This is a genomic window from Salinivibrio sp. ML323, assembly GCF_001995745.1.
Lineage (GTDB): Bacteria > Pseudomonadota > Gammaproteobacteria > Enterobacterales > Vibrionaceae > Salinivibrio > Salinivibrio kushneri.
Genome location: NZ_MUES01000031.1, coordinates 1 through 21,287, shown reverse-complemented (window position 1 = coordinate 21,287; position 21,287 = coordinate 1). Strand labels below are relative to the sequence as shown.

Sequence of the window (21,287 nt, the reverse complement as noted above, 5' to 3'; positions counted from 1 at the left end):
ATTTTGCTTCAACTATGTTGATGATTGCCCCACTGACTGTGCAGTGGTCGACTACTCCCCAAGACGCCGCTAGTGTACGATTTGAACACTCGCTTGGCAACTTCTATTCCTCCTGCCCCCGTACGCAGAAAATAAGCGCATCAAAGGCGCACAAAAATCCGCCAGCCCCCTACTGCTTGGGCGCGCTGCGAGTTATAATTGCCAGCTATTTTCTCCATTCATCAACTCGCGCGAACCTGACAATGCATAAATTCGATATCAAAACCTTTCAGGGTATGATCCTCGCGCTGCAGGATTATTGGGCCCAGCAAGGCTGTACCATTGTTCAGCCGCTAGACATGGAAGTGGGTGCAGGTACCTCCCACCCGATGACATGCTTGCGTGCACTTGGTCCAGAGCCCATTGCAGCGGCTTACGTTCAACCTTCTCGTCGTCCTACCGATGGGCGTTATGGCGAGAACCCGAATCGTCTGCAGCATTACTACCAGTTTCAAACCATCCTGAAGCCGTCACCCGATAACATTCAAGAGCTGTATTTAGGCTCGCTGCGTGTGCTGGGGATTGATCCAGAAGTCCACGACATTCGCTTTGTGGAAGATAACTGGGAAAACCCAACGCTGGGCGCTTGGGGCCTAGGTTGGGAAGTCTGGCTGAACGGGATGGAGATCACCCAGTTTACCTACTTCCAGCAAGTCGGCGGATTGGAATGTAAACCGGTCACGGGTGAGATTACCTACGGTATCGAACGTCTGGCGATGTACATTCAAGAAGTCGACTCTGTGTATGATCTGGTTTGGACCGATGGCCCATTTGGCAAAGTGACCTACGGCGATATTTTCCACCAAAACGAAGTGGAGCAATCAACCTATAACTTTGAACACGCTGATGTTGATTTTCTGTTCCGCTACTTTGATCAGTGCGAAGCCGAAAGTACCAAGCTACTGGATATCGAGCAGCCGCTCCCTTTGCCTGCTTACGAACAGATCCTAAAAGCCGGTCATGCGTTCAACCTACTGGATGCGCGCAAAGCCATTTCAGTGACTGAACGTCAACGCTATATTCTGCGCATTCGCACACTGACTAAACGTGTCGCCGAAGCCTACTACGCATCTCGCGAAGCGCTAGGCTTCCCGATGTGCCGACACAGCAAATAAGGGAGCATCATGGCAACGCAAAATTTCCTGATTGAGCTCGGCACTGAAGAGCTACCACCCACAGCCTTGCGCACCTTGGCTGAAGCTTTTGCCAGCCAATTCGACGCACAATTGAAAGACGCTGATCTGAGCCACCAAGGGATTACTTGGTACGCCTCCCCGCGTCGCTTAGCACTTAAAGTGGCTGCTTTGAGCGATCGCCAGCCAGATAAAGTGGTTGAGAAACGCGGTCCTGCGGTCAGCGCCGCCTTTGACGCAGACGGCAATCCCACCAAAGCCGCCATGGGTTGGGCGCGCGGTAATGGGATTGATGTGAGCGAAGCCGAGCGCCTAAAAACTGATAAAGGTGAGTGGTTGCTGTATCGTCAACACGTACCTGGCCAAGCCATCGACGCCTTATTGCCGGTACTGGCCGATAACGCCCTAAGCAAACTGCCTATTCCTAAACCCATGCGCTGGGGTGACAAAGACACCCAGTTTATCCGCCCAGTGAAAACCTTGGTGATGCTGTATGGGGACACCTTGATTGAAGGCACCATTCTTGGCGTGGCATCCGATCGCGTGATTCGAGGTCACCGCTTTATGGGTGAATCGAGCTTAACGCTGGATCATGCTGACCAATACCCAGAGCGCCTTGAGCGTGAAGGTAAGGTCATGGCCGATTATGAAAAGCGTAAAGCATTGATTATTAAAGATGCCAAAGCAGCGGCTGACGCGGTTGGTGGGGTTGCTGAGCTTGATGACGACTTGGTTGAAGAAGTCACCTCTTTGGTGGAATGGCCAGTGGTACTGACTGCCTCTTTTGAGAACAAGTTCCTTAAGGTGCCATCAGAAGCGCTGGTGTACACCATGAAAGGCGACCAAAAGTACTTCCCGGTTTATGACGCTAATGGCGAGCTACTGCCCAAGTTCATCTTCGTGTCTAACATCGAATCGAAAGATCCGACGCAGGTTATCTCTGGGAATGAAAAAGTCGTGCGCCCTCGCCTCGCGGATGCAGAGTTCTTCTTTGATACAGACCGCAAGCGCCCATTGATTGATCGCCTGCCAGAGCTAGATAGCGCGGTATTCCAAAAGCAATTGGGTACCATCAAAGATAAAACCGACCGCATTACTGCACTCGCAGGACAGATAGCAGAGCGTATCGGTGCCGACAAGGCACACACTGAGCGCGCAGGCCAACTGGCAAAGTGTGACTTAATGACCTCGATGGTGTTTGAATTCACTGAAACCCAAGGCGTGATGGGCATGCACTACGCACGTCATGATGGCGAGCCCGAAGCCGTAGCGCTGGCGCTGAATGAGCAATACTGGCCGCGCTTTGCCGGTGATAAGCTACCTACGACGCCGGTCTCCTCAGCACTCGCGATGGCTGACAAAATGGATACCATCGTGGGCATCTTTGGGATTGGTCAAGCACCTAAAGGCAGCGACCCCTTCGCCCTGCGTCGTGCCGCGTTAGGCGTTCTGCGTATTATCGTCGAGAACGGCTATCAGCTTGATCTTGTCGACCTCATCCGCGATGCCAAGGCTCAGTACGATGACCGTCTGACTCACAAAGAGGTAGAGGCGGATGTCCTCGACTTTATGCTAGGTCGTTTCCGCGCCTGGTACCAAGATATGGGCTATAGCGTCGATATTATCCAAGCGGTTTTAGCCCGTCGTCCAACCAAGCCTGCTGACTTTGACAGCCGCGTTAAAGCGGTGTCGCACTTCCGCAGTCTGGAAGAAGCCGAAGCACTCGCCGCCGCCAATAAGCGTGTAGGTAATATCTTGGCCAAGTATGACGGCGAGCTCCCTAGCAGCGTCGATGCTAGCTTGCTACAAGAAGACGCTGAAAAAGCATTGGCGGACGTAGTGGCAGAGAAAGTCGCTGCGGTTAAACCTTTATTTGCTGACAGCGATTATCAAGGCGCGTTGACCGAGCTGGCGCAATTGCGCACACCAGTTGATACCTTCTTTGATAACGTGATGGTCATGGCAGATGATCCTGCACTGAAAGCCAACCGTTTGGCGATACTTCACCTTATCCGTGAGCAGTTCCTCAACGTGGCAGATATCTCTGTTCTACAGAAGTAATTATCAGCAATACACGACTCGGCCCCGCTATAACGCGGGGCTTTTTTATTGAATTAAGGTGTATCTACTCTTAACGCCTTACCCGTGATTATCTCTCTCCCTATCCAATCCATCGCATGATTGTCGAAGCGTCATCATGGTTTCACGTGGAACAATCAGCGCCTAAATCACTGCTGCAATGGTTCGGTCAAGGTGTACCGATAACGTAACAAGTCCGTCAATCGCAAGGCCTATTGATTATCCGATAACGAGCTCTCGATACTTTCTTTTGCACAATAGATTGTTGTATGTTGATGGCTGTTTAACCATAACAACAACACCGAACCTTGAAGGCAGTAACCATGGAAGTCACTCACTTTGGCGAGAAACTCGCTAACCACTCAGGCATCACGCAACTAATGGACGATCTGAATGATGGCTTACGTAACCCAGACGCCATTATGTTGGGTGGCGGCAACCCCGCTGCGATACCGGAAATGCTCGATTACTTCAAAACACTGAGCCAATCGATGCTCGATGATGGAAGCCTCGTTCATGCGATGGCCAACTATGATGGCCCACAAGGCAAGTCAGCCTTACTCAACGCACTCGCCGAGCTTCTTAATAAAACCTATGGCTGGCAACTCTCAAGTAAAAACATCATGCTGACCAATGGCAGCCAAAGTGCGTTCTTTTATCTGTTTAATCTATTGGCTGGACGATACGCTGATGGCACCGACAAAAAAATCTTACTGCCTCTCGCGCCGGAATATATCGGTTACGGTGACGCCGGAATTAACGACGACATTTTCGTCAGCTACCAGCCTGAAATAGAATTGCTCGACAACCGTCAATTCAAATATCACGTCGACTTTAGTCGCCTAACAATTGATGACAACATTGGCGCCATCTGTGCCTCCCGCCCGACCAACCCGACCGGCAATGTACTCACTGATAGCGAAATCCATCAGCTTGATCAGTTGGCACGTGATAACAATATTCCACTAATTATCGATAACGCGTACGGTACCCCCTTCCCTGATATCATTTTTGAAGACGTCGCACCGTTTTGGAATGAAAACACCATACTCTGCTCAAGCTTGAGCAAGCTGGGTTTACCAGGCGTGCGTTGCGGCATTGTGATCGCCAACGAAGATGTCATCCAAGCCATGTCAAATATCAATGGCATTGTAAGTTTATCTCCCAACAGTGTTGGGCCAGCGATGGCACTTTCAATGATAGAGCGTGGCGACCTACTCCGCCTGAGTAAAGACGTCGTTCGTCCCTTCTATCAGAAAAAGTCGCAAAGAATATTAAACATGGTGCTTGAAACCATTAACGATGAACGTGTTCGTGTTCATAAACCAGAAGGTGCCATCTTCCTATGGCTGTGGTTCAACGATCTCCCTATCTCCACCCAAGAGCTATATAAACGTTTAAAAGCGCGCGGTGTGCTGGTGGTACCCGGCGAGTACTTCTTTATTGGTGTCGATCACGAAGGTTGGGATCATGCTAAGCAATGTATCCGAATGAACTACGTGCAAGATGACAAGATGATGCAGAAAGGCATTGATATTATCGCTGAAGAAGTCGCGCGCGCCTACAACGAGGAATAAGCCTTAGTTTCACGTGGAACACTGGCTAATAGACGTTCCACGTGAAACCTTTTATAGATTTCCTATCTCATATTTTGAGTCAACACTCAAAGAACAACTCGTCATTCAAATATTGCACGAGACTTTTGGACAAGGTGAAGTAGTCGCTCATCTCGCACCACTTAAGACCAATTAGGCTCACAGCAAAAAAGTCATCATCCAGCTCTGCTAATGACACGCTTTCCTTGCAAGCGGAACTACCCTTATGGCGTACCACTACACTCTCCCAAATAGCCGTCGATTCAATCTATGTAGTCAGCCCGAGCGTCCATTGGCTAGGCTTAAAAGGCAAGACGAGATGGTTTGCTATTGGTATTCTATGTTTCACGTGAAACATTACTCTCGCCGTCAGTAATATATCTATCGAGAGAGGACGTTCTTGGTTGGGAACTGAAACACCAGTATTTGTTCATTCAGCGGCAGAGTGTTGGTCACGTATTACAGATCTATGTGGACGGGATAAATCATCCGGCGCTTTACAGCTTCGGATGTCACGACGGATTGGCAGGCTCGTCTTAGGTGTATAGTCGATAAAAAGGGCAGCATGGCTGCCCTCTCCCTTATCGTGAACCACTCGGGATTTAAGGTTTACTCAGCGTTTTCTAGCAAACGGCTACCGATTTCGATACGACGAGGCTTTTCTTCCTCTGGTACTTCGCGTACTAAATCAATATGTAGCATGCCGTTTTCCATGTCTGCCCCTGTCACTTTAATATGATCATCGAGCTGGAACTTGCGCTCGAAATCGCGCTCGGCAATGCCTTGGTACAAGAACTTAGTATCTTGATTACGTGCACCCTTTTTACCGGCGACGATTAGGCTATTTTTTTGCTGAGTGATATCCACCTCATCTTGGCTAAAGCCTGCTACCGCCATGGTGATGCGGTATTGGTTTTCTTGGCTTTGCTCTATATTGTAAGGAGGAAATCCACCCGCATTATTGGTATTGCTGTTTTCAACCAGATCGAATAAACGATCGAAACCAATTGCAGTACGATAGAGTGGAGAGAAATCAAAGTTACGCATAATCTTACCCTTCCTATGAAGCAATAAAATGTTATCTACGGCCTTCCAACTCGGACAAGCCCCCGGCGACCCAATGGCATCGCCTCATTACTCTGTATAAGGTTGCGCAAATTGATTTCAATGGCTGTTAGTAAAATTTTTTGTTTCGTGAGTGGCGCACTATTCTATACCTCACCACTCTCCCCCAGCGCATCGCACTAATCGAGCGGCGCTACGCGCACCAGATGCCCATCAGGATCTTGAACCACGAAGGTTCGACCAAACACATCATCATAAGGAGCCTGCACCACCTCGATGGTTAGGTTGTTCGACCATTGGTCAAAAACCGCATCAACGTCATCATTGGTGGGTACCATAATGCCAATTTCACTCAGTCGGGTGATTGATGGTGAGGGCTGCTCGCCGCCTGTCCACAATGCAAACAAGGCATCGCCCTGTTCAGACGCTGAAAATGCCACATACCTGGGGCTGGTAAATACCGGCTCGCACTGAAAGAGTTGCTGGTAGAATCCCACAGAAAGCTCAATATCAGAAACATAAACCAGTTGGAGGTTAGCACGCGTTTTTATAGACATAAGGCTTCCTATCACTCTGCTGTTAAGAGAATGACGAGATTACTCGTGCCAAAAACAACTGTATATACAAACAGTTATGTATTGCGATTTGCCTCGCGAATAGATATGAAAAAGGCCAGCAATGCTGGCCTTACTTGTTGATAAACAGTTGGTTTATCAATTAAACATCGAGGTTTTCTACTTTCAGTGCATTATTCTCGATAAAGGCACGGCGTGGCTCAACTTGATCACCCATCAAGGTGGTAAACAGCTCATCTGCGGCAACCGCATCCTGAATCGTCACCTGCATCATACGACGGCCCTCTGGATCCATGGTGGTTTCCCAAAGCTGCTCTGGGTTCATCTCTCCCAAACCTTTGTAGCGCTGACGAGATACCCCACGGGTTGACTCTTTAATCAACCAGTTGAGCGCTTGCTCAAAGCTCTCTACCGCTTGGGTACGCTCACCGCGTTTGACATACGCCCCTTCATCCAAGAGATCATTCAAGGTCTCTGACAAGCTGGCGATTCGACCGTACTCTTTCGAGTTCAGGAAGTCATAGCTCACCAAGTACTTGTAATCAACACCATGAGTCCGCACCACCAGCTCTGGTACCCATACTTGGTGCTCTTCATCGAGTCGGCACGATGCCTGATACTGGCTTTCTCCCGTCGACTTACGATTCAAAATCTCAACGATGTTTTCTACCCATTGCTTAGCGGCCCACTCGTCGCGTAGGTCGTCGACTGACAAGCGAGGTTGATAAAGTAGCTCATTAAGCAGCGCGGCGGGATAGCGACGCTTCATACGCTGGATCAGCTTGAGTACACCGTTGTACTCTTTCACCAACTTCTCGAGTGACTCGCCGTGCATCGCTGGCGCATCTGGGTTCACGAACAATGACGCGTTTTCCAACGCCAATGCCACCTGATACTGCTCCATCGCCTCATCATCTTTGATGTATTGCTCTTGCTTGCCCTTTTTCACTTTATAAAGCGGTGGCTGAGCAATATAGATGTAGCCACGCTCAATCAACTCTGGCATTTGGCGATAGAAGAAGGTCAGCAGCAAGGTACGAATATGCGAGCCGTCGACATCCGCATCGGTCATGATAATAATGCTGTGGTAACGCAATTTATCCGGATCGTACTCTTCGCGGCCAATCCCGCACCCCATTGCCGTGATCAGTGTCGCCACTTCTTGCGAGGACAACATCTTATCAAACCGGGCTTTCTCGACGTTGAGGATCTTACCTTTCAAAGGCAAAATCGCTTGGTTCTTACGGTTGCGCCCTTGCTTGGCTGAGCCGCCCGCCGAGTCACCCTCCACAATGTAGAGTTCGGATAACGCCGGATCTTTTTCTTGGCAGTCGGCAAGCTTGCCGGGAAGGCCAGCTAAATCCAACGCGCCTTTACGACGCGTCATTTCACGTGCTTTGCGTGCCGCATCACGCGCTCGGGCCGCGTCAATGATCTTGGTACATACCACTTTCGCATCAGCCGGATGCTCAATCAGAAAGTCTGATAAGTGGCTGCTCATGGCGGATTCGACCGCCGACTTCACTTCTGATGACACCAACTTGTCTTTGGTCTGGCTGGAAAACTTAGGATCGGGTACTTTCACTGAGACCACTGCGGTCAAGCCTTCACGGGCATCATCGCCAGACGTCGCGGCTTTGGCCTTTTTAGAGTAGCCTTCTTTATCCATGAAGCTGTTGAGCGTGCGCGTCAATGCCGCGCGGAAGCCGGCCAGGTGCGTACCGCCATCGCGCTGCGGAATATTGTTGGTAAAGCAATAGATATTCTCTTGATAGCCATCATTCCACTGCATCGCCACTTCGACACTCACTCCGTCTTCACGGGTGTGTTCAAAGTGGAAGACTGATGGGTGGATGGAGGTCTTCTTGTTGTTGAGGTGTTCAACAAACGCGCGGATCCCGCCTTCGTATCTAAAGTGATCCGCTTTGTCTTCTTCGCGCTCGTCAATCAGCTTAATGGAGACACCCGAATTAAGGAAAGACAACTCACGCAAGCGCTTGGCAAGCACGTCATAGTTAAAGTTAATATCAGAGAACGTCTCTTCACTTGGCCAGAAACGAATACGAGTACCGGTTTGTTCGGTCTCCCCCATTTCAGCCAACGGCCCCAACGGCTCACCGTGAGCAAAGTTAAGCTGGTGAAMATGGCCATTACGCCAAATGGTCAACTCGAGTTTTTCTGACAAGGCGTTGACCACCGACACCCCCACCCCGTGAAGGCCGCCAGATACTTTGTAAGAGTTGTCATCAAACTTACCGCCGGCGTGAAGGACGGTCATGATCACTTGTGCAGCCGATACACCTTCTTCCTCATGAATAYCGACCGGAATACCACGACCATCGTCGCGAACCGATACCGAGCCATCTTCGTGGATGGTCGCCACGATATCATTACAATGTCCGGCCAGTGCTTCATCGATCGAGTTATCGACCACCTCAAACACCATGTGGTGCAGGCCGGTACCATCGTCGGTATCGCCGATATACATTCCCGGACGCTTACGCACGGCATCCAAGCCCTTCAGTACCTTGATACTCGATGAATCGTATTCGTTGGACATTGAGTTACTCTCGCTTATTTATCCTGCGTTAATTTTGCCATGTTCCACATGAAACATCTTACTATTTTCGTCGCAAATTTCCGCGACTTGATCGGCACTAATGGCGCTAACAAAAACCTGAGCCCCGATACGGGTCAGCTCACTGGCCAAGAGTGCTCGCCGGCGACTGTCTAATTCGGAAGCAAAGTCATCGATTAAGTAGATACAAGCAATACCTTGCTCCTCGCTATATAACTGGCCTTGTGCAAGCCGAAGTGCACATACCATGAGTTTTAACTGGCCGCGCGATAGCACATCATCGACTGGGGTACCTGCCACCTTGATACGCAAGTCGGCTTTATGCGGGCCTGACACCGTGTATCCCATCTGCTGGTCGCGCTCAAAGTTCGCCGCCAACAATGCCTGATAGTCGGCACCTCGCTCCCATCCTTGGTAAAAGCGAAACTGAATCGAGAACTCGGGGAGAAAGGCTTGGCACAATGCGGTCGCTCGCGCGGCCACCGCATCAACGTATGCTTGACGCCATGCGCTGATTTGCTCGGCAAGGCGTGCTAGTTCCGTATCCCATACTTGGATATCGCCATAGTGGCGCGCTGTTTTCAACGCGGCGTTGCGTTGCTTCGTCAGGCGTTTTACGCGCGTCCACGCTTCAAAAAATCCTGGCTCAGAATGAAACACCCCCCAATCGATAAACGCACGACGAAACTTGGGGCCATCGGTTAACAACTCGAACCCTTCCGGGGTGATCAATTGCAATGGCAGCACTTTGGCCAGGGCCACCAGCTTTTGCCCTTTTTCTTGACCAATTTTAACATCTGCACTGCCATCTCGGCGCTTTTGAATCCCGACCGGAAGCAAGATCCCATCTTGCGTTTTTACGCGACCATGTACCGTAAGATGAGGTTGTTGATGACGTATCACTCGGCTATTAAGCGCGCTGCGAAAAGAGCGCCCATGACCGAGAAAGTGAATGGCTTCCAAGACACTGGTTTTACCACTGCCATTGGGGCCAATTAAAAAGTTAAAGCCTGACGACAATGCAATATCGCAGGCTTCAATATTTCGAAAGTCGTGAACGACCAGTCGTGATAGCGCCATAACCTAGAGGCGAATTGGCATCACAACATACATGGCGTCTTCGCGATCGCAGTCCTCAATCAAGGTACTGCCCACCGCGTCTGTCATCGAAAACCGCACCTTGTCACAACGTAAAACATTGAGCACATCGAGCACGTAACTGACATTAAAACCGATTTCAATTGGCTCACCTTGATAGTCGACTTCCAAAAACTCTTCCGCTTCTTCTTGCTCGGGGTTATTGGCAGAGATACGCAGCTCGCTCTCTTCAATATTCATTCGTACGCCGCGAAATTTCTCGTTCGATAATACCGCCGCCAATGACAGCGCTTGCTTTAACTCCGCGCAATTGACTTCCAACGTACGAGAGGTTGATTGCGGCAACACACGGCGATAGTCAGGGAAACGCCCATCCACCAATTTAGAGGTAAAAGTCACGTTACCCACCACCGCACGAATATTGGACGCGCCAATTTGGATATTCACCGGGTGCTCGCTGTCATCGAGCAAACGCGCCAACTCACTGACGCCTTTACGTGGCACAATCACTTGTTGTGCGGGCAACCCCTCTTCCATGGACAAATGGCATACCGCCATCCGGTGGCCGTCCGTCCCGACCGTACGCAATGTGTGCCCGTCCGTTTCGAACAAAAGCCCATTAAGGTAATAGCGCACATCTTGATTTGCCATCGAAAACTGGGTGGCGTCAATCAGATGATCCAGCTTGCTTTGCGGCACTTGTAAGCTCACTTCGGCATGCCAGTCTTCGATGTTGGGATAATCTGAAGCCGGTAAGGTCGATAAGGTAAAGCGGCTTCGCCCTGCGCGCACCACCACGCGGTCGCCTTCTTGCGCCACTGTGATACGGGCTTCGCTATGTAAGCCTTTGATGATATCCATAAACTTACGCGAGGGCACAGTGATAGCGCCATCAAGATGCTCACTGTCTAGCGGCGCGGTGGCATTGAGCTCAACCTCCATATCGGTCGCCGTCAGCTTAAGTTGCTGCTCCGCCACTTCAATTAATAGGTTACTTAAAATCGGCAAGGTGCTACGCCCGCCTAACGCCCCAGAGACTTGCTGAAGCGGTTGAAGTAATTGCTCACGCGTAAGAGTAAATTTCATAATTAGGACGACAATGTTCGAATCAGGTTAGAGTAATCTTCTTTAATGTCGTGACTTTCTTCACGCAGTTGCTCAATCTTACGACAAGCATGCAGTACTGTAGTGTGGTCACGACCGCCAAATGCATCACCAATTTCCGGTAAGCTGTGGTTAGTCAGCTCTTTCGCTAACGCCATCGCCATCTGTCGAGGTCGCGCCACCGAGCGAGACCGACGCTTGGATAACAAGTCTGCCATCTTGATTTTATAATATTCAGCCACGGTTTTCTGGATATTATCGATGGTGACCAATTTTTCTTGCAAGGCGAGCAGATCGCGCAGGGCTTCACGCACGAAATCGATGGTGATCGCTCGCCCGGTAAAGTTGGCATTAGCGATCACCCGGTTAAGCGCCCCTTCCAGTTCACGCACGTTTGAGCGCAGACGCTTTGCGATAAAGAAAGCCACCTCATCAGGTAAACGAATGGCATGGTCTTCCGCTTTTTTCATCAAAATCGCCACGCGGGTTTCCAGCTCAGGCGGCTCAATCGCCACGGTCAGGCCCCAACCAAATCGCGATTTTAAGCGATCCTCGACCCCGTTTATCTCTTTAGGATAGCGGTCGGAGGTGAGAATGATCTGCTGGTTACCCTCGAGCAACGCATTAAAGGTATGGAAGAATTCTTCTTGTGAGCGTTCTTTGTTGGCAAAAAATTGAATATCATCGATCAACAATGCATCGACACTACGGTAATAACGCTTAAATTCTTCAATCGCGTTGTTTTGTAGCGCTTTGACCATATCTTGCACAAAGCGCTCTGAGTGCATGTACACCACACGCGCATCCGCTTTGCGGTCAGAAATGGCATTCCCCACCGCATGCAATAAGTGCGTTTTACCTAAACCCGTGCCGCCATACAGAAAAAGCGGGTTGTAGGCAGCACCCGGATTATCTGAGACCTGACGCGCGGCCGCCAAGGCTAACTGGTTAGATTTACCCTCAACAAAGTTATTGAACTTGTGTTTGGGGTTGACGTTGGAGCGATGATTAACATCCGATTGCACCGGCGACGGGGCAGGCTCCCACACGCGTCCTTGCGGCGGCGCAGGCGCGGCTTGTTGCGGCGCGGGCGCAGCGGCAGGACCGGCAGGTGCCGCTTGCGGCGTCGCGGCAACCGGTTTGCTCCCCACCTCAAAGCGCAGCATGGGTACGTCGACACCACAAAACTCGTTCAGCAATTGATTAATTTGATGCAGATACTTATCTCGCACCCAATCAAGCACAAAACGGTTTGGGGCAAAGAGGGTCAACGTATTGTCATTGAGCTCGGCCTGAAGTGGCCGTACCCACATACTGAATTCTGTCGCAGGTAAATCATCTTGAAGACGTTCAAGACACTGCAACCAAAGCGATGATGACACGTTTGACTCCACGCAGTTGTACCGAAAAGAGAAAGACTTTAATGGTACTCCTGTCGCGTCCAGATCGCTACCCACACGATCCCGAAATCAGTGAATAAGATCCGAGTTATTCACATAGATCCCACAGAAATACGCGAGATCGCCACAGCAAACCCATGTTTTACTCACAAGAACAGGATCAGATTGGCCAATGATCCTGTTCTTTCCTTGTGCATAATCTTGAGCAATATCGGGATTATCCCCTGTTTTACGCGAAAAATGCGGTGCATAAGTTATGACTCATAACAAGAAGGTATTTCTCGCGAGCCACTGCCACCCTCTATATTACGCACCTTATCAATATCGATGTGGTTACTACGGAGCTTTTCATGACTAAATGGTTCATCAACGCCTTGCTCAGCGTGAGCATGATTCTCACTGCCCCCGCCTTTGCTTCTGAAACAGTAAAAGTGGGCATGTCTGGCCGCTACTTTCCGTTTACCTTTGTTAAACAAGACCAGCTGCAAGGCTTTGAGGTTGATTTGTGGGACGAGATTGGCGCGCGCAACGACTACGATGTTGAGTATGTCACCGCTAACTTCTCAGGACTGTTTGGTCTGTTACAAACCGGCCGTATCGATACGATTTCAAACCAAATCACCATCACCGATGAGCGCCAGGCGAAGTACCTGTTCACTGACCCGTATGTGGTGGACGGCGCACAAATCACGGTTCGTAAAGGCAATGATGCCATTAACGCGGTCGCCGATCTGAAAGGCAAAACCGTGGCCGTTAACTTAGGCTCGAACTTTGAGCAGCTACTACGTGAACATTCAGCCGCTGATGACATCAACATCAAAACCTATGAAACCGGGATTGAACACGATGTGGCCCTGGGCCGTGCCGACGCCTTTATTATGGATCGCCTCTCCGCACTACAATTGATCAAAGAGTCAGGTCTGCCCCTACAATTAGCAGGACAACCTTTTGAAACCATTGCCAATGCATGGCCGTTTGTCGACTCAGAGCGTGGTCAACGCTTACGTGATGAAGTCAATGCTGCGCTAAGCGCGATGCGTGAAGACGGCACCTTGGCGGATATCTCAACCAAATGGTTTGGTGGCGATATCACTAAAAAGTAAGTGTTTACTTTCATTTAATAAGCCCGCGTTGGCGGGCTTTTTTGTTTAAAGGTCAATCATGGCGTTCGATTTTGATTACATGGCCTCCTTGTTTCCCCTGCTACTGCGTTATTTGGGGATCACCATGGAGATGGCTGTACTGGGCCTCATCTTCGCGCTCGCCCTCGCCGTGGCGATTGCACTGATCCGCGTGTTTCGCATTCCTTTACTCAATGGCTTAGCGCAAGTTTTTATTAGCTTCTTCCGCGGCACGCCGTTATTGGTGCAGCTATTTTTGCTTTATTATGGTCTCCCTCAGGTGATCCCCGCCTTGGTAGGGATGGAAGCCTTTACCGCCGCTGTCATCGGTATCAGCCTGCACTTTTCTGCCTATATGGCCGAGTCAATCCGCGCCGCCATTACCGGCGTGGATCGTAGTCAGATGGAAGCCAGTCTGGCGGTGGGCATGACCACCCGCCAAGCGATGCAACGTATCATCTTGCCGCAAGCGGTGCGTATCGCCCTGCCATCCTTGATGAACTACTTTATCGATATGATTAAAGCCACGTCACTCGCCTTTACTCTCGGGGTTGCGGAAATCATGGCACAGGCGCAAATGGAAGCGTCATCCAGCTTCAAGTTCTTTGAAGCTTACTTAGCGGTGGCACTCATCTATTGGGCGGTGGTCGTAGCATTAACGCGCGTTCAATACTGGGCAGAGGCACACCTTAATAAGGCGTATCAACGATGATAAAGATAGAAAAGCTAAAAAAAATCTATCAAGGGGTAGCGGTGCTTGACGGCATCGACCTCACTATCGACCGAGGCGAAATAGTTTGCATTATTGGCCCTAGCGGCACCGGCAAGTCCACCTTGTTGCGTTGCATTAACTTTCTCGAGCGCGCCGAGCAAGGGATCATCAAAATCGGGGAACAAGGCGTTGATAGCGGCAACATGGCCACCCGTAAGCAGGATATTCTGGCGTTGCGGCGTCAAACCGGCTTTGTTTTCCAAAATTATGCGTTATTTGCTCACCTCAATGCCCGTGACAACATTGCCGAAGGGCTACGCACCGTTAAGGGATGGGCGAAAGACAAAGCCCGTGAGCGTGCCCAGCAAATCCTCGATGATATTGGCCTTGGCGATAAAGGAGATCATTACCCGGCCTCTTTATCCGGTGGACAACAGCAACGGGTTGGCATCGGCCGGGCGATGGCGCTGGAGGCTGAGCTGCTGCTGTTTGATGAACCCACGTCTGCCCTGGATCCAGAATGGGTTGGCGAAGTCTTGGCATTGATGAAAAAGCTCGCGACTCGCCACCAAACCATGCTGGTGGTCACCCATGAGATGCAGTTTGCTCGCGATGTGGCGGATCGGGTGGTCTTTATGAACGACGGCCACATTATTGCCCAAGGGACACCGAATTGGTTATTTAACCAATGCGACGATCCTCGTTTGCATAAGTTTTTGAATCAAGTCGGGATCACCCCCTAGTCGCCGATCGCTTGGGATCGATCCTTGCGATCTGTGCCTAAGCGCTTATAATTCACCGCCCGGAGTGGCGTCGGTTAGTGATTGACTAATCGTTAGTCAATGGCTACAATCCGCCCTCTTTGTTGAGAGGCGTCGGAGACAAGCCTAGTGCTACCCTCCCACGTCGGGTTAACAAACCTAACACTGATCAGTAATAAAGGTAGAAACCATGAAACGCACTTTTCAACCTTCAGTTCTAAAGCGTAAGCGCACTCACGGTTTCCGTGCGCGCATGGCGACTAAGAACGGCCGTAAGGTCATTGCCGCTCGCCGTGCGAAAGGCCGCAAGCAGCTTTCTAAATAATCCGCAGTGATTTGTGAATAAGCTCGCTTATCCTCGGGAGTTACGTCTGCTAACTCCCGAACATTTCAGTGCCGTCTTCCAGCAACCGCATCGCGCAGGTTCGCCGCACTTAACTATACTCGCCAGAAATAATCCACTCGGCCATCCACGTCTCGGTCAAGCTGTACCGAAAAAGCAAATCAAACTTGCTGTTGATCGCAACCGCTTTAAACGTGTGGTCCGCGAAAGCTTTCGTTTACGTCAACATCAACTGCCGGCGAAAGACTTTGTGGTGATCGCGAAAAAAAGTGCCAACAATCTGAGCAATCAAGCGCTACGAGACGAATTGGACAAGTTATGGCAACGTTTGTCGCGACCGCCGCGCAAAAAGCGCTCATCGCGCTGATTCGGGGATACCAACTGGTCATCAGTCCATTAATTGGACCACGATGCCGGTTTACACCAACCTGCTCTCACTACGCCATCATGGCGATTCAATCCCATGGTGTGATAAAAGGGTGTTGGTTGGCAGGCAAACGTCTATTAAAATGCCACCCTTTGAATGATGGCGGCTACGATCCTGTACCGCCTTGCGACCACCATAACAGAGACAATTAACAATGGATTCCCAACGCAATATCCTGTTGATTGCCCTATTGTTCGTTTCTTTCATGCTCTACATGGAATGGAACAAACCAGATTCCCCGCAACCGCAGGGACAGGGCGTTGAGCAGCAGCAAACCACTCACAGTGACGTGCCAAGCAGCAATGACGGTGATACCACGTCTCTTGATGCACAGCCTGTCTCTGACAAGCTTGTCACCATCAACACTGACGTTTTAACACTGAAAATTGATACGCAAGGCGGTGATGTTGTCCACGCCGAGCTCCCGCAATATGATGCCGAGCTGGATTCTGACAATGCCTTCACGCTGTTGCACAGCAAACCTGATCATACCTTTGTGGCACAAAGCGGCTTAATTGGTGCGGACGGCATCGATACGGCTGAGGGTCGCGCACAATACCAGGTGACGCAAAACAACTTCTCGCTCTCAGACGATCGAGACACCTTACGAGTGCCAATGACGGTTGAGAAAGATGGCATTACCTATACCAAAACCTTCGTGTTTGAGCGTGGTAGCTATGCGGTGGATGTTGAACACACTATCAACAACCAAACCGACAACAATGCCAGTGTCACCATGTATACCCAGCTAAAACAAAACTTGCTGGACGATGGCGGCAGCTTGACCATGCCAACCTATCGCGGTAGCGCCTACTCCACTGACGACAAGCGTTACGAGAAATACAGCTTTGATGATATGCAAAGCAAAAACCTGAACGTGACGTTTAACCAAGGTTGGGCCGCGATGATCCAGCACTACTTTGCCACCGCGTGGATCCCACGGGCGGACAATAATGTGCTGAGCACCCGTACCACGGCGCAATACGGTTATATCCAAACCAAGACTCGCGATACCATTGCCGCTGGCACCAGCAAGACGCTGACAGCCACCTTATGGGTTGGCCCTAAACTGCAAGAACAAATGGCCGCGGTGGCACCAAGCTTGGATTTGGTGGTCGACTACGGCTGGCTGTGGTTTATCGCTAAACCGCTGCACTGGTTGCTCTCCACCATCCAAACCTTTGTGAGTAACTGGGGTCTGGCTATCATTATGCTGACCTTCATCGTCCGTGGTGCCATGTATCCGCTGACCAAAGCGCAGTACACCTCAATGGCCAAGATGCGCATGCTACAGCCTAAGCTGCAAGAGATGAAAGAGCGTATCGGTGACGATCGTCAGCGCATGAGCCAAGAGATGATGGAGCTCTATAAGCGTGAGAAGGTCAATCCACTTGGGGGCTGTTTACCGCTTGTCCTACAAATGCCGATTTTCATTGCTTTGTACTGGGCGTTGATGGAATCGGTAGAATTGCGCCATGCGCCGTTCTTTGGCTGGATTCAAGACTTGTCGGCACAAGACCCATACTATGTGCTACCGCTGTTGATGGGCGCATCCATGTTCCTGATCCAGAAGATGAGCCCGACCACGGTCACCGATCCGATGCAGCAGAAGATCATGACCTTTATGCCTGTGGTCTTTACGTTCTTCTTCTTGTTCTTCCCATCTGGCCTGGTTCTATACTGGCTGGTATCGAACGTAGTCACGCTTATCCAACAGACCTTGATTTACAAGTCGTTGGAGAAAAAAGGCCTGCATTCACGCTCGTAACTCAGGCCGTGTCACGTAATAATGAAAAGGCGACCCGGCGGTCGCCTTTTTGTCGTTTATGGCCTTCGGGCCTGTCATTGAATTAAAGAGTGTGCATTATGGCTCAAACCGACACAATTGTGGCGCAAGCCACTGCAACAGGYCGCGGCGGCGTGGGGATTGTCCGCGTGTCTGGCCCGCTCGCCCATGAAATTGGTACAAAAATGACGGGGCGCGAGTTAGTGCCACGTCGTGCGGATTATTTGCCCTTTCTCGATCAGGAAGGTCAACCTATCGATCAGGGCATTGCCTTATTCTTTAAAGGCCCTCACTCGTTCACAGGCGAGGATGTGCTTGAACTTCAAGGCCATGGTGGCCCCGTGATCATGGACATGCTTATTCAGCGTATCAGTGCGTTTTCTGGAGTGCGTGCCGCACGACCCGGAGAGTTCTCCGAACGCGCGTTTTTAAACGACAAACTGGATTTAGCCCAAGCTGAAGCCATTGCCGACTTGATTGATGCCAGCTCCGAGCAGGCCGCCCGCTCGGCCTTGCAATCGCTGCAAGGCGCCTTCTCTAGTCAGGTGAATACGCTGGTGGAAAAAGTGATTCACCTGCGTATTTACGTTGAAGCGGCGATCGACTTTCCCGATGAAGAAATTGACTTTCTCTCTGATGGCAAGGTTGCCAGCGACCTTAACCATATTATCGAGCACCTTGCCACACTGCGTAAAGAAGCCAACCAAGGGGCAATCATGCGTGAGGGAATGAAAGTGGTGATCGCAGGCCGCCCCAACGCCGGCAAATCAAGCCTATTAAACGCCTTGTCAGGGAAAGATAGCGCGATTGTCACGGATATCGCCGGTACCACGCGGGATGTCTTGCGTGAGCACATACATATTGACGGTATGCCGTTGCACATTATTGATACCGCCGGACTGCGCGATACCGCTGATGAAGTCGAACGGATTGGTGTCGAGCGGGCGTGGGATGAAATCGCGCAAGCTGACCGCGTGTTGTTTATGGTTGATGGCACCACTACTGACGCGATCCACCCTGCAGAGATCTGGCCAGATTTCGTCTCCCGTTTACCCGAAGCCATGGGCATGACAGTGATCCGCAATAAAGCGGATATGACCGACGAACCAATGGGACACGATAATACCCATGATCCCGCACTCATCCGCTTAAGTGCCAAAACCGGTGAAGGGATGGATGCACTACGTCAGCACCTCAAAGCTTGTATGGGTTACGCGGGGGGCAGTGAAGGCGGTTTTATGGCGCGTCGCCGTCACCTCGACGCACTTGCCAATGCCGCGCATCACTTAGACATCGGCCAAGCGCAGCTCGAAGGTTATATGGCTGGCGAGATTTTAGCAGAAGAATTACGCCTTACTCAGCAACATCTCAATACCATCACCGGTGAGTTCAGTGCCGATGATTTGCTGGGGAAAATCTTTTCATCATTTTGTATCGGTAAATAATTATCCCCAACCTGATCACGGGATCCTTCCACCAAGGATCCCTTGTAATGCCTCGCCTGATCGCCTTTATCCTCACTGTTCGATCCTAAGTTATCCACGTAGTTTTCACCATGATCAGCTACGCTTTAACCAGGTGTGGATGGAGGTAGTATGCTAGCAAGTTTTAATCCGATCTTATCGATAGGCCTGAGTGAACATAATCAACTGATGCGGCATCAGATCCGCATGACCAATCTACTCACGGTGATTTGCGTGGTCGGCACGCTCATTTTCTCCACCATGTACTGGCTTGCTTTCCAACTCCCTATCGCGGCTTGGCATAACGTCAGTTACGCCTTTTTGTACGCGGCAACCTGGCTGTTGATGTGGTCAGGACGCTGGTATATCGCCCGGTACTATCTTTTTTTTATGTTTTTTGCCCAGCAGTTCATCATGTCTTACTGGGTGTTTGCGGCGCAAAGCCAAAACGAACTCTTGTTACTGGTCTCACCCACTATCGTGTTATTGCTGTTTGATCCCAATGAACGTTTGGCGCGCTACGGGCTGTCACTGACGGCCATCGGCTTAATGTTTTCCATCCAGGTGTTACCCACGCCCGACCCCTTGGTGGATCTTTCCAGCCTAAATAGCAAAACGATTTACCTCAGCATCGTTCTGATATTTATTGCCTTGTCAGTGATATTAATGGACTTCTATCTCCATGATCTCTACACCCTCAACCGGCAGGCACGGCAGTACATTCAGCGTGAGCCCTTAGCACAAACTTGGAATGCCACCCAGTTTTATCGCCAGTTGAGCACAGAATGCCAATCATCAACCGATAAACCTATCGCTATCCTTTGTATTAATATTGACCACTTTCAGTCTTTTAATATGCAACAGGGTCACCATATTGGCGATCAAAGCTTACAATTCCTTGCTGGCTTACTGGATCGTCACCTACCACACGATGCGCTACTGAGCCGCACTCACGCCGATCAATTTTTGGTCATGCTAAAAGAAAATGATTGCGCCGATGCGCCAAAATGAGCGGTTAAATGTCATCACGCCATTGAAGAGACACCGTTTACTTTTCATGGCGGTGCTCATGCATTCACCGCCTCGATAGGCATCGTTCAACACTTTTCCGGGAACGCCAAAGCGATCAGCTTGATTGACCAAGCCTGCCAAGCCATGACGGAGGCGAAGCAAGCAGGGGGCAATCAATGTGTCTGCCAACTTAGCCAAATGACGGTTAGCCAAGCGGTTTAAGCGGTGATTGACTCCTTGCAATAAGGCCGAAATACTAGGGACGACAACCTTAACGACGAGGAACGTATGGCAACTATCACCATTATTACCGGTAGCACCTTAGGCGGCGCTGAATACGTTGGCGATCACCTCTCTGATCTTTTACAAGCCAAAGGCCACCAGACTCACGTGATCAATGAAGGGATCATAGACGATGTACTCAGTGCCAGCACCTTACTTGTTATTACTTCAACCCATGGCGCCGGCGACTTTCCAGACAGCATCGCTCCTTTGATGGAACAATTACTCGCCGAGCGCCCGATGCTGCGTGATGTTCACTATGGCGTGGTGGGGATTGGTGACTCGAGTTATGACACCTTTTGTGAAGCCGGGATGAAGGCCGATGCGCTACTGCAAGATTTAGGCGCGATCAAAATCGGCGAACGAATTGATATCGACATTCAAGCACATCCGGTCCCTGAAGATGAAGCTGAGCGTTGGTTAGCGGACTGGGAACCGCTTCTCCATACGATTAACTGAACAAAAAACACCCAACCAGACTGTGGATAACTAAGGAATAACCCAGTGTTCTTCCTTTAGTTATCCATTTAATACTTTTTACCCTCCCTACCCTATGTGGATAACTACCTATTTTGATCCCAGGTGATACAGGATCGGATCCAAGGCCACCCACAAAAAGTGATCGTTGTAAGATCTTTGATCTCAATGATCTTTTTTGAGTTATCCACTAAGATCCCTTTCCCTAATGTTATCCACTAAGATCCCTTTCCCTAAT

At 50.3% G+C, this 21,287-nt stretch carries 20 protein-coding genes; 13 read left to right on the top strand and 7 right to left on the bottom strand.

Translation table 11 applies throughout. From position 1 onward, the window contains the following. The first annotated feature begins 242 nt into the window (after nucleotides 1–242). The 3 genes from glyQ to BZG13_RS13305 all read left to right on the top strand — a co-directional run bounded on the left by glyQ (nucleotide 243) and on the right by BZG13_RS13305 (nucleotide 4,828). Nucleotides 243–1,154, top strand: a complete 912-nt coding sequence (gene glyQ / locus BZG13_RS13315) for a glycine--tRNA ligase subunit alpha (protein ID WP_077486966.1) — start codon at nucleotides 243–245, stop codon at nucleotides 1,152–1,154. Between the two features lie 9 nt (nucleotides 1,155–1,163). Further along, nucleotides 1,164–3,233: a glycine--tRNA ligase subunit beta gene (gene glyS, locus BZG13_RS13310; protein WP_077486965.1), complete on the top strand. Its 2,070-nt coding sequence runs from the start codon at nucleotides 1,164–1,166 to the stop codon at nucleotides 3,231–3,233. Between the two features lie 341 nt (nucleotides 3,234–3,574). Further along, nucleotides 3,575–4,828 (top strand): valine--pyruvate transaminase, encoded by a 1,254-nt coding sequence (locus BZG13_RS13305; RefSeq protein WP_077486964.1) that lies wholly within the window; start codon nucleotides 3,575–3,577, stop codon nucleotides 4,826–4,828. Between the two features lie 627 nt (nucleotides 4,829–5,455). Here the strand turns inward: BZG13_RS13305 and BZG13_RS13300 are convergent. The 6 genes from BZG13_RS13300 to dnaA all read right to left on the bottom strand — a co-directional run bounded on the left by BZG13_RS13300 (nucleotide 5,456) and on the right by dnaA (nucleotide 12,648). After that, nucleotides 5,456–5,893 (bottom strand): Hsp20 family protein, encoded by a 438-nt coding sequence (locus BZG13_RS13300; RefSeq protein WP_069362314.1) that lies wholly within the window; start codon nucleotides 5,891–5,893, stop codon nucleotides 5,456–5,458. Between the two features lie 197 nt (nucleotides 5,894–6,090). After that, entirely contained in the window at nucleotides 6,091–6,468 is a 378-nt protein-coding gene (locus tag BZG13_RS13295) for a VOC family protein (protein ID WP_077486963.1), read from the bottom strand. 160 nt (nucleotides 6,469–6,628) lie between these two features. After that, on the bottom strand, nucleotides 6,629–9,046 hold the full coding sequence (gene gyrB, locus BZG13_RS13290) for a DNA topoisomerase (ATP-hydrolyzing) subunit B (protein ID WP_077486962.1): 2,418 nt from the start codon (nucleotides 9,044–9,046) through the stop codon (nucleotides 6,629–6,631). 18 nt (nucleotides 9,047–9,064) lie between these two features. Next, a complete protein-coding gene (gene recF, locus BZG13_RS13285; RefSeq protein WP_069362317.1) occupies nucleotides 9,065–10,144 on the bottom strand; it encodes a DNA replication/repair protein RecF in 1,080 nt (359 codons plus the stop codon). A gap of 3 nt (nucleotides 10,145–10,147) precedes the next feature. After that, complete coding sequence (gene dnaN / locus BZG13_RS13280; RefSeq protein ID WP_077486961.1) at nucleotides 10,148–11,248, bottom strand: DNA polymerase III subunit beta; 1,101 nt, start codon at nucleotides 11,246–11,248, stop codon at nucleotides 10,148–10,150. A 2-nt stretch (nucleotides 11,249–11,250) separates the two neighbouring features. Continuing rightward, the gene (dnaA, locus tag BZG13_RS13275; RefSeq protein WP_046074846.1) at nucleotides 11,251–12,648 is read right to left on the bottom strand and encodes a chromosomal replication initiator protein DnaA; all 1,398 of its coding nucleotides are present in this window, start codon (nucleotides 12,646–12,648) and stop codon (nucleotides 11,251–11,253) included. A gap of 368 nt (nucleotides 12,649–13,016) precedes the next feature. Here dnaA and BZG13_RS13270 point away from each other — a divergent pair, with 368 nt between their 5' ends. From BZG13_RS13270 to BZG13_RS15610, 9 genes are all read left to right on the top strand, one after another. Then, on the top strand, nucleotides 13,017–13,769 hold the full coding sequence (locus tag BZG13_RS13270; protein WP_077486960.1) for an amino acid ABC transporter substrate-binding protein: 753 nt from the start codon (nucleotides 13,017–13,019) through the stop codon (nucleotides 13,767–13,769). A 58-nt stretch (nucleotides 13,770–13,827) separates the two neighbouring features. Next, a complete protein-coding gene (locus BZG13_RS13265; protein WP_069362320.1) occupies nucleotides 13,828–14,499 on the top strand; it encodes an amino acid ABC transporter permease in 672 nt (223 codons plus the stop codon). Beyond that, entirely contained in the window at nucleotides 14,496–15,242 is a 747-nt protein-coding gene (locus tag BZG13_RS13260; protein WP_077458595.1) for an amino acid ABC transporter ATP-binding protein, read from the top strand. The genes BZG13_RS13265 and BZG13_RS13260 overlap by 4 nt, the downstream gene beginning before the upstream one ends. A 208-nt stretch (nucleotides 15,243–15,450) precedes the next feature. Next, nucleotides 15,451–15,585, top strand: coding sequence for a 50S ribosomal protein L34 (rpmH, locus tag BZG13_RS13255; protein WP_025672864.1), 135 nt, complete (start codon nucleotides 15,451–15,453; stop codon nucleotides 15,583–15,585). A gap of 13 nt (nucleotides 15,586–15,598) precedes the next feature. Then, complete coding sequence (gene rnpA / locus BZG13_RS13250) at nucleotides 15,599–15,970, top strand: ribonuclease P protein component (RefSeq protein WP_046074850.1); 372 nt, start codon at nucleotides 15,599–15,601, stop codon at nucleotides 15,968–15,970. Then, nucleotides 15,922–16,182 carry a membrane protein insertion efficiency factor YidD gene (yidD, locus tag BZG13_RS13245; RefSeq protein WP_077456636.1) on the top strand — a complete coding sequence of 87 codons (261 nt, stop codon included), beginning with the start codon at nucleotides 15,922–15,924 and terminating at the stop codon, nucleotides 16,180–16,182. The genes rnpA and yidD overlap by 49 nt, the downstream gene beginning before the upstream one ends. Before the next feature lie 2 nt (nucleotides 16,183–16,184). Then, nucleotides 16,185–17,798, top strand: a complete 1,614-nt coding sequence (gene yidC, locus BZG13_RS13240; RefSeq protein ID WP_077486959.1) for a membrane protein insertase YidC — start codon at nucleotides 16,185–16,187, stop codon at nucleotides 17,796–17,798. 98 nt (nucleotides 17,799–17,896) lie between these two features. Then, nucleotides 17,897–19,261 (top strand): tRNA uridine-5-carboxymethylaminomethyl(34) synthesis GTPase MnmE, encoded by a 1,365-nt coding sequence (gene mnmE, locus BZG13_RS13235; RefSeq protein WP_077486958.1) that lies wholly within the window; start codon nucleotides 17,897–17,899, stop codon nucleotides 19,259–19,261. Between the two features lie 150 nt (nucleotides 19,262–19,411). Then, complete coding sequence (locus BZG13_RS15610) at nucleotides 19,412–20,290, top strand: GGDEF domain-containing protein (RefSeq protein WP_077486957.1); 879 nt, start codon at nucleotides 19,412–19,414, stop codon at nucleotides 20,288–20,290. Here the strand turns inward: BZG13_RS15610 and BZG13_RS15680 are convergent. Then, nucleotides 20,255–20,533 carry a hypothetical protein gene (locus tag BZG13_RS15680; RefSeq protein ID WP_443216359.1) on the bottom strand — a complete coding sequence of 93 codons (279 nt, stop codon included), beginning with the start codon at nucleotides 20,531–20,533 and terminating at the stop codon, nucleotides 20,255–20,257. The two genes, BZG13_RS15610 and BZG13_RS15680, sit on opposite strands and share 36 nt — an antisense overlap. Before the next feature lie 45 nt (nucleotides 20,534–20,578). Between BZG13_RS15680 and mioC the strand changes: the two genes are divergently transcribed. Beyond that, nucleotides 20,579–21,031, top strand: coding sequence for an FMN-binding protein MioC (mioC, locus tag BZG13_RS13220; protein ID WP_069362325.1), 453 nt, complete (start codon nucleotides 20,579–20,581; stop codon nucleotides 21,029–21,031). Nucleotides 21,032–21,287 lie beyond the last annotated feature (256 nt).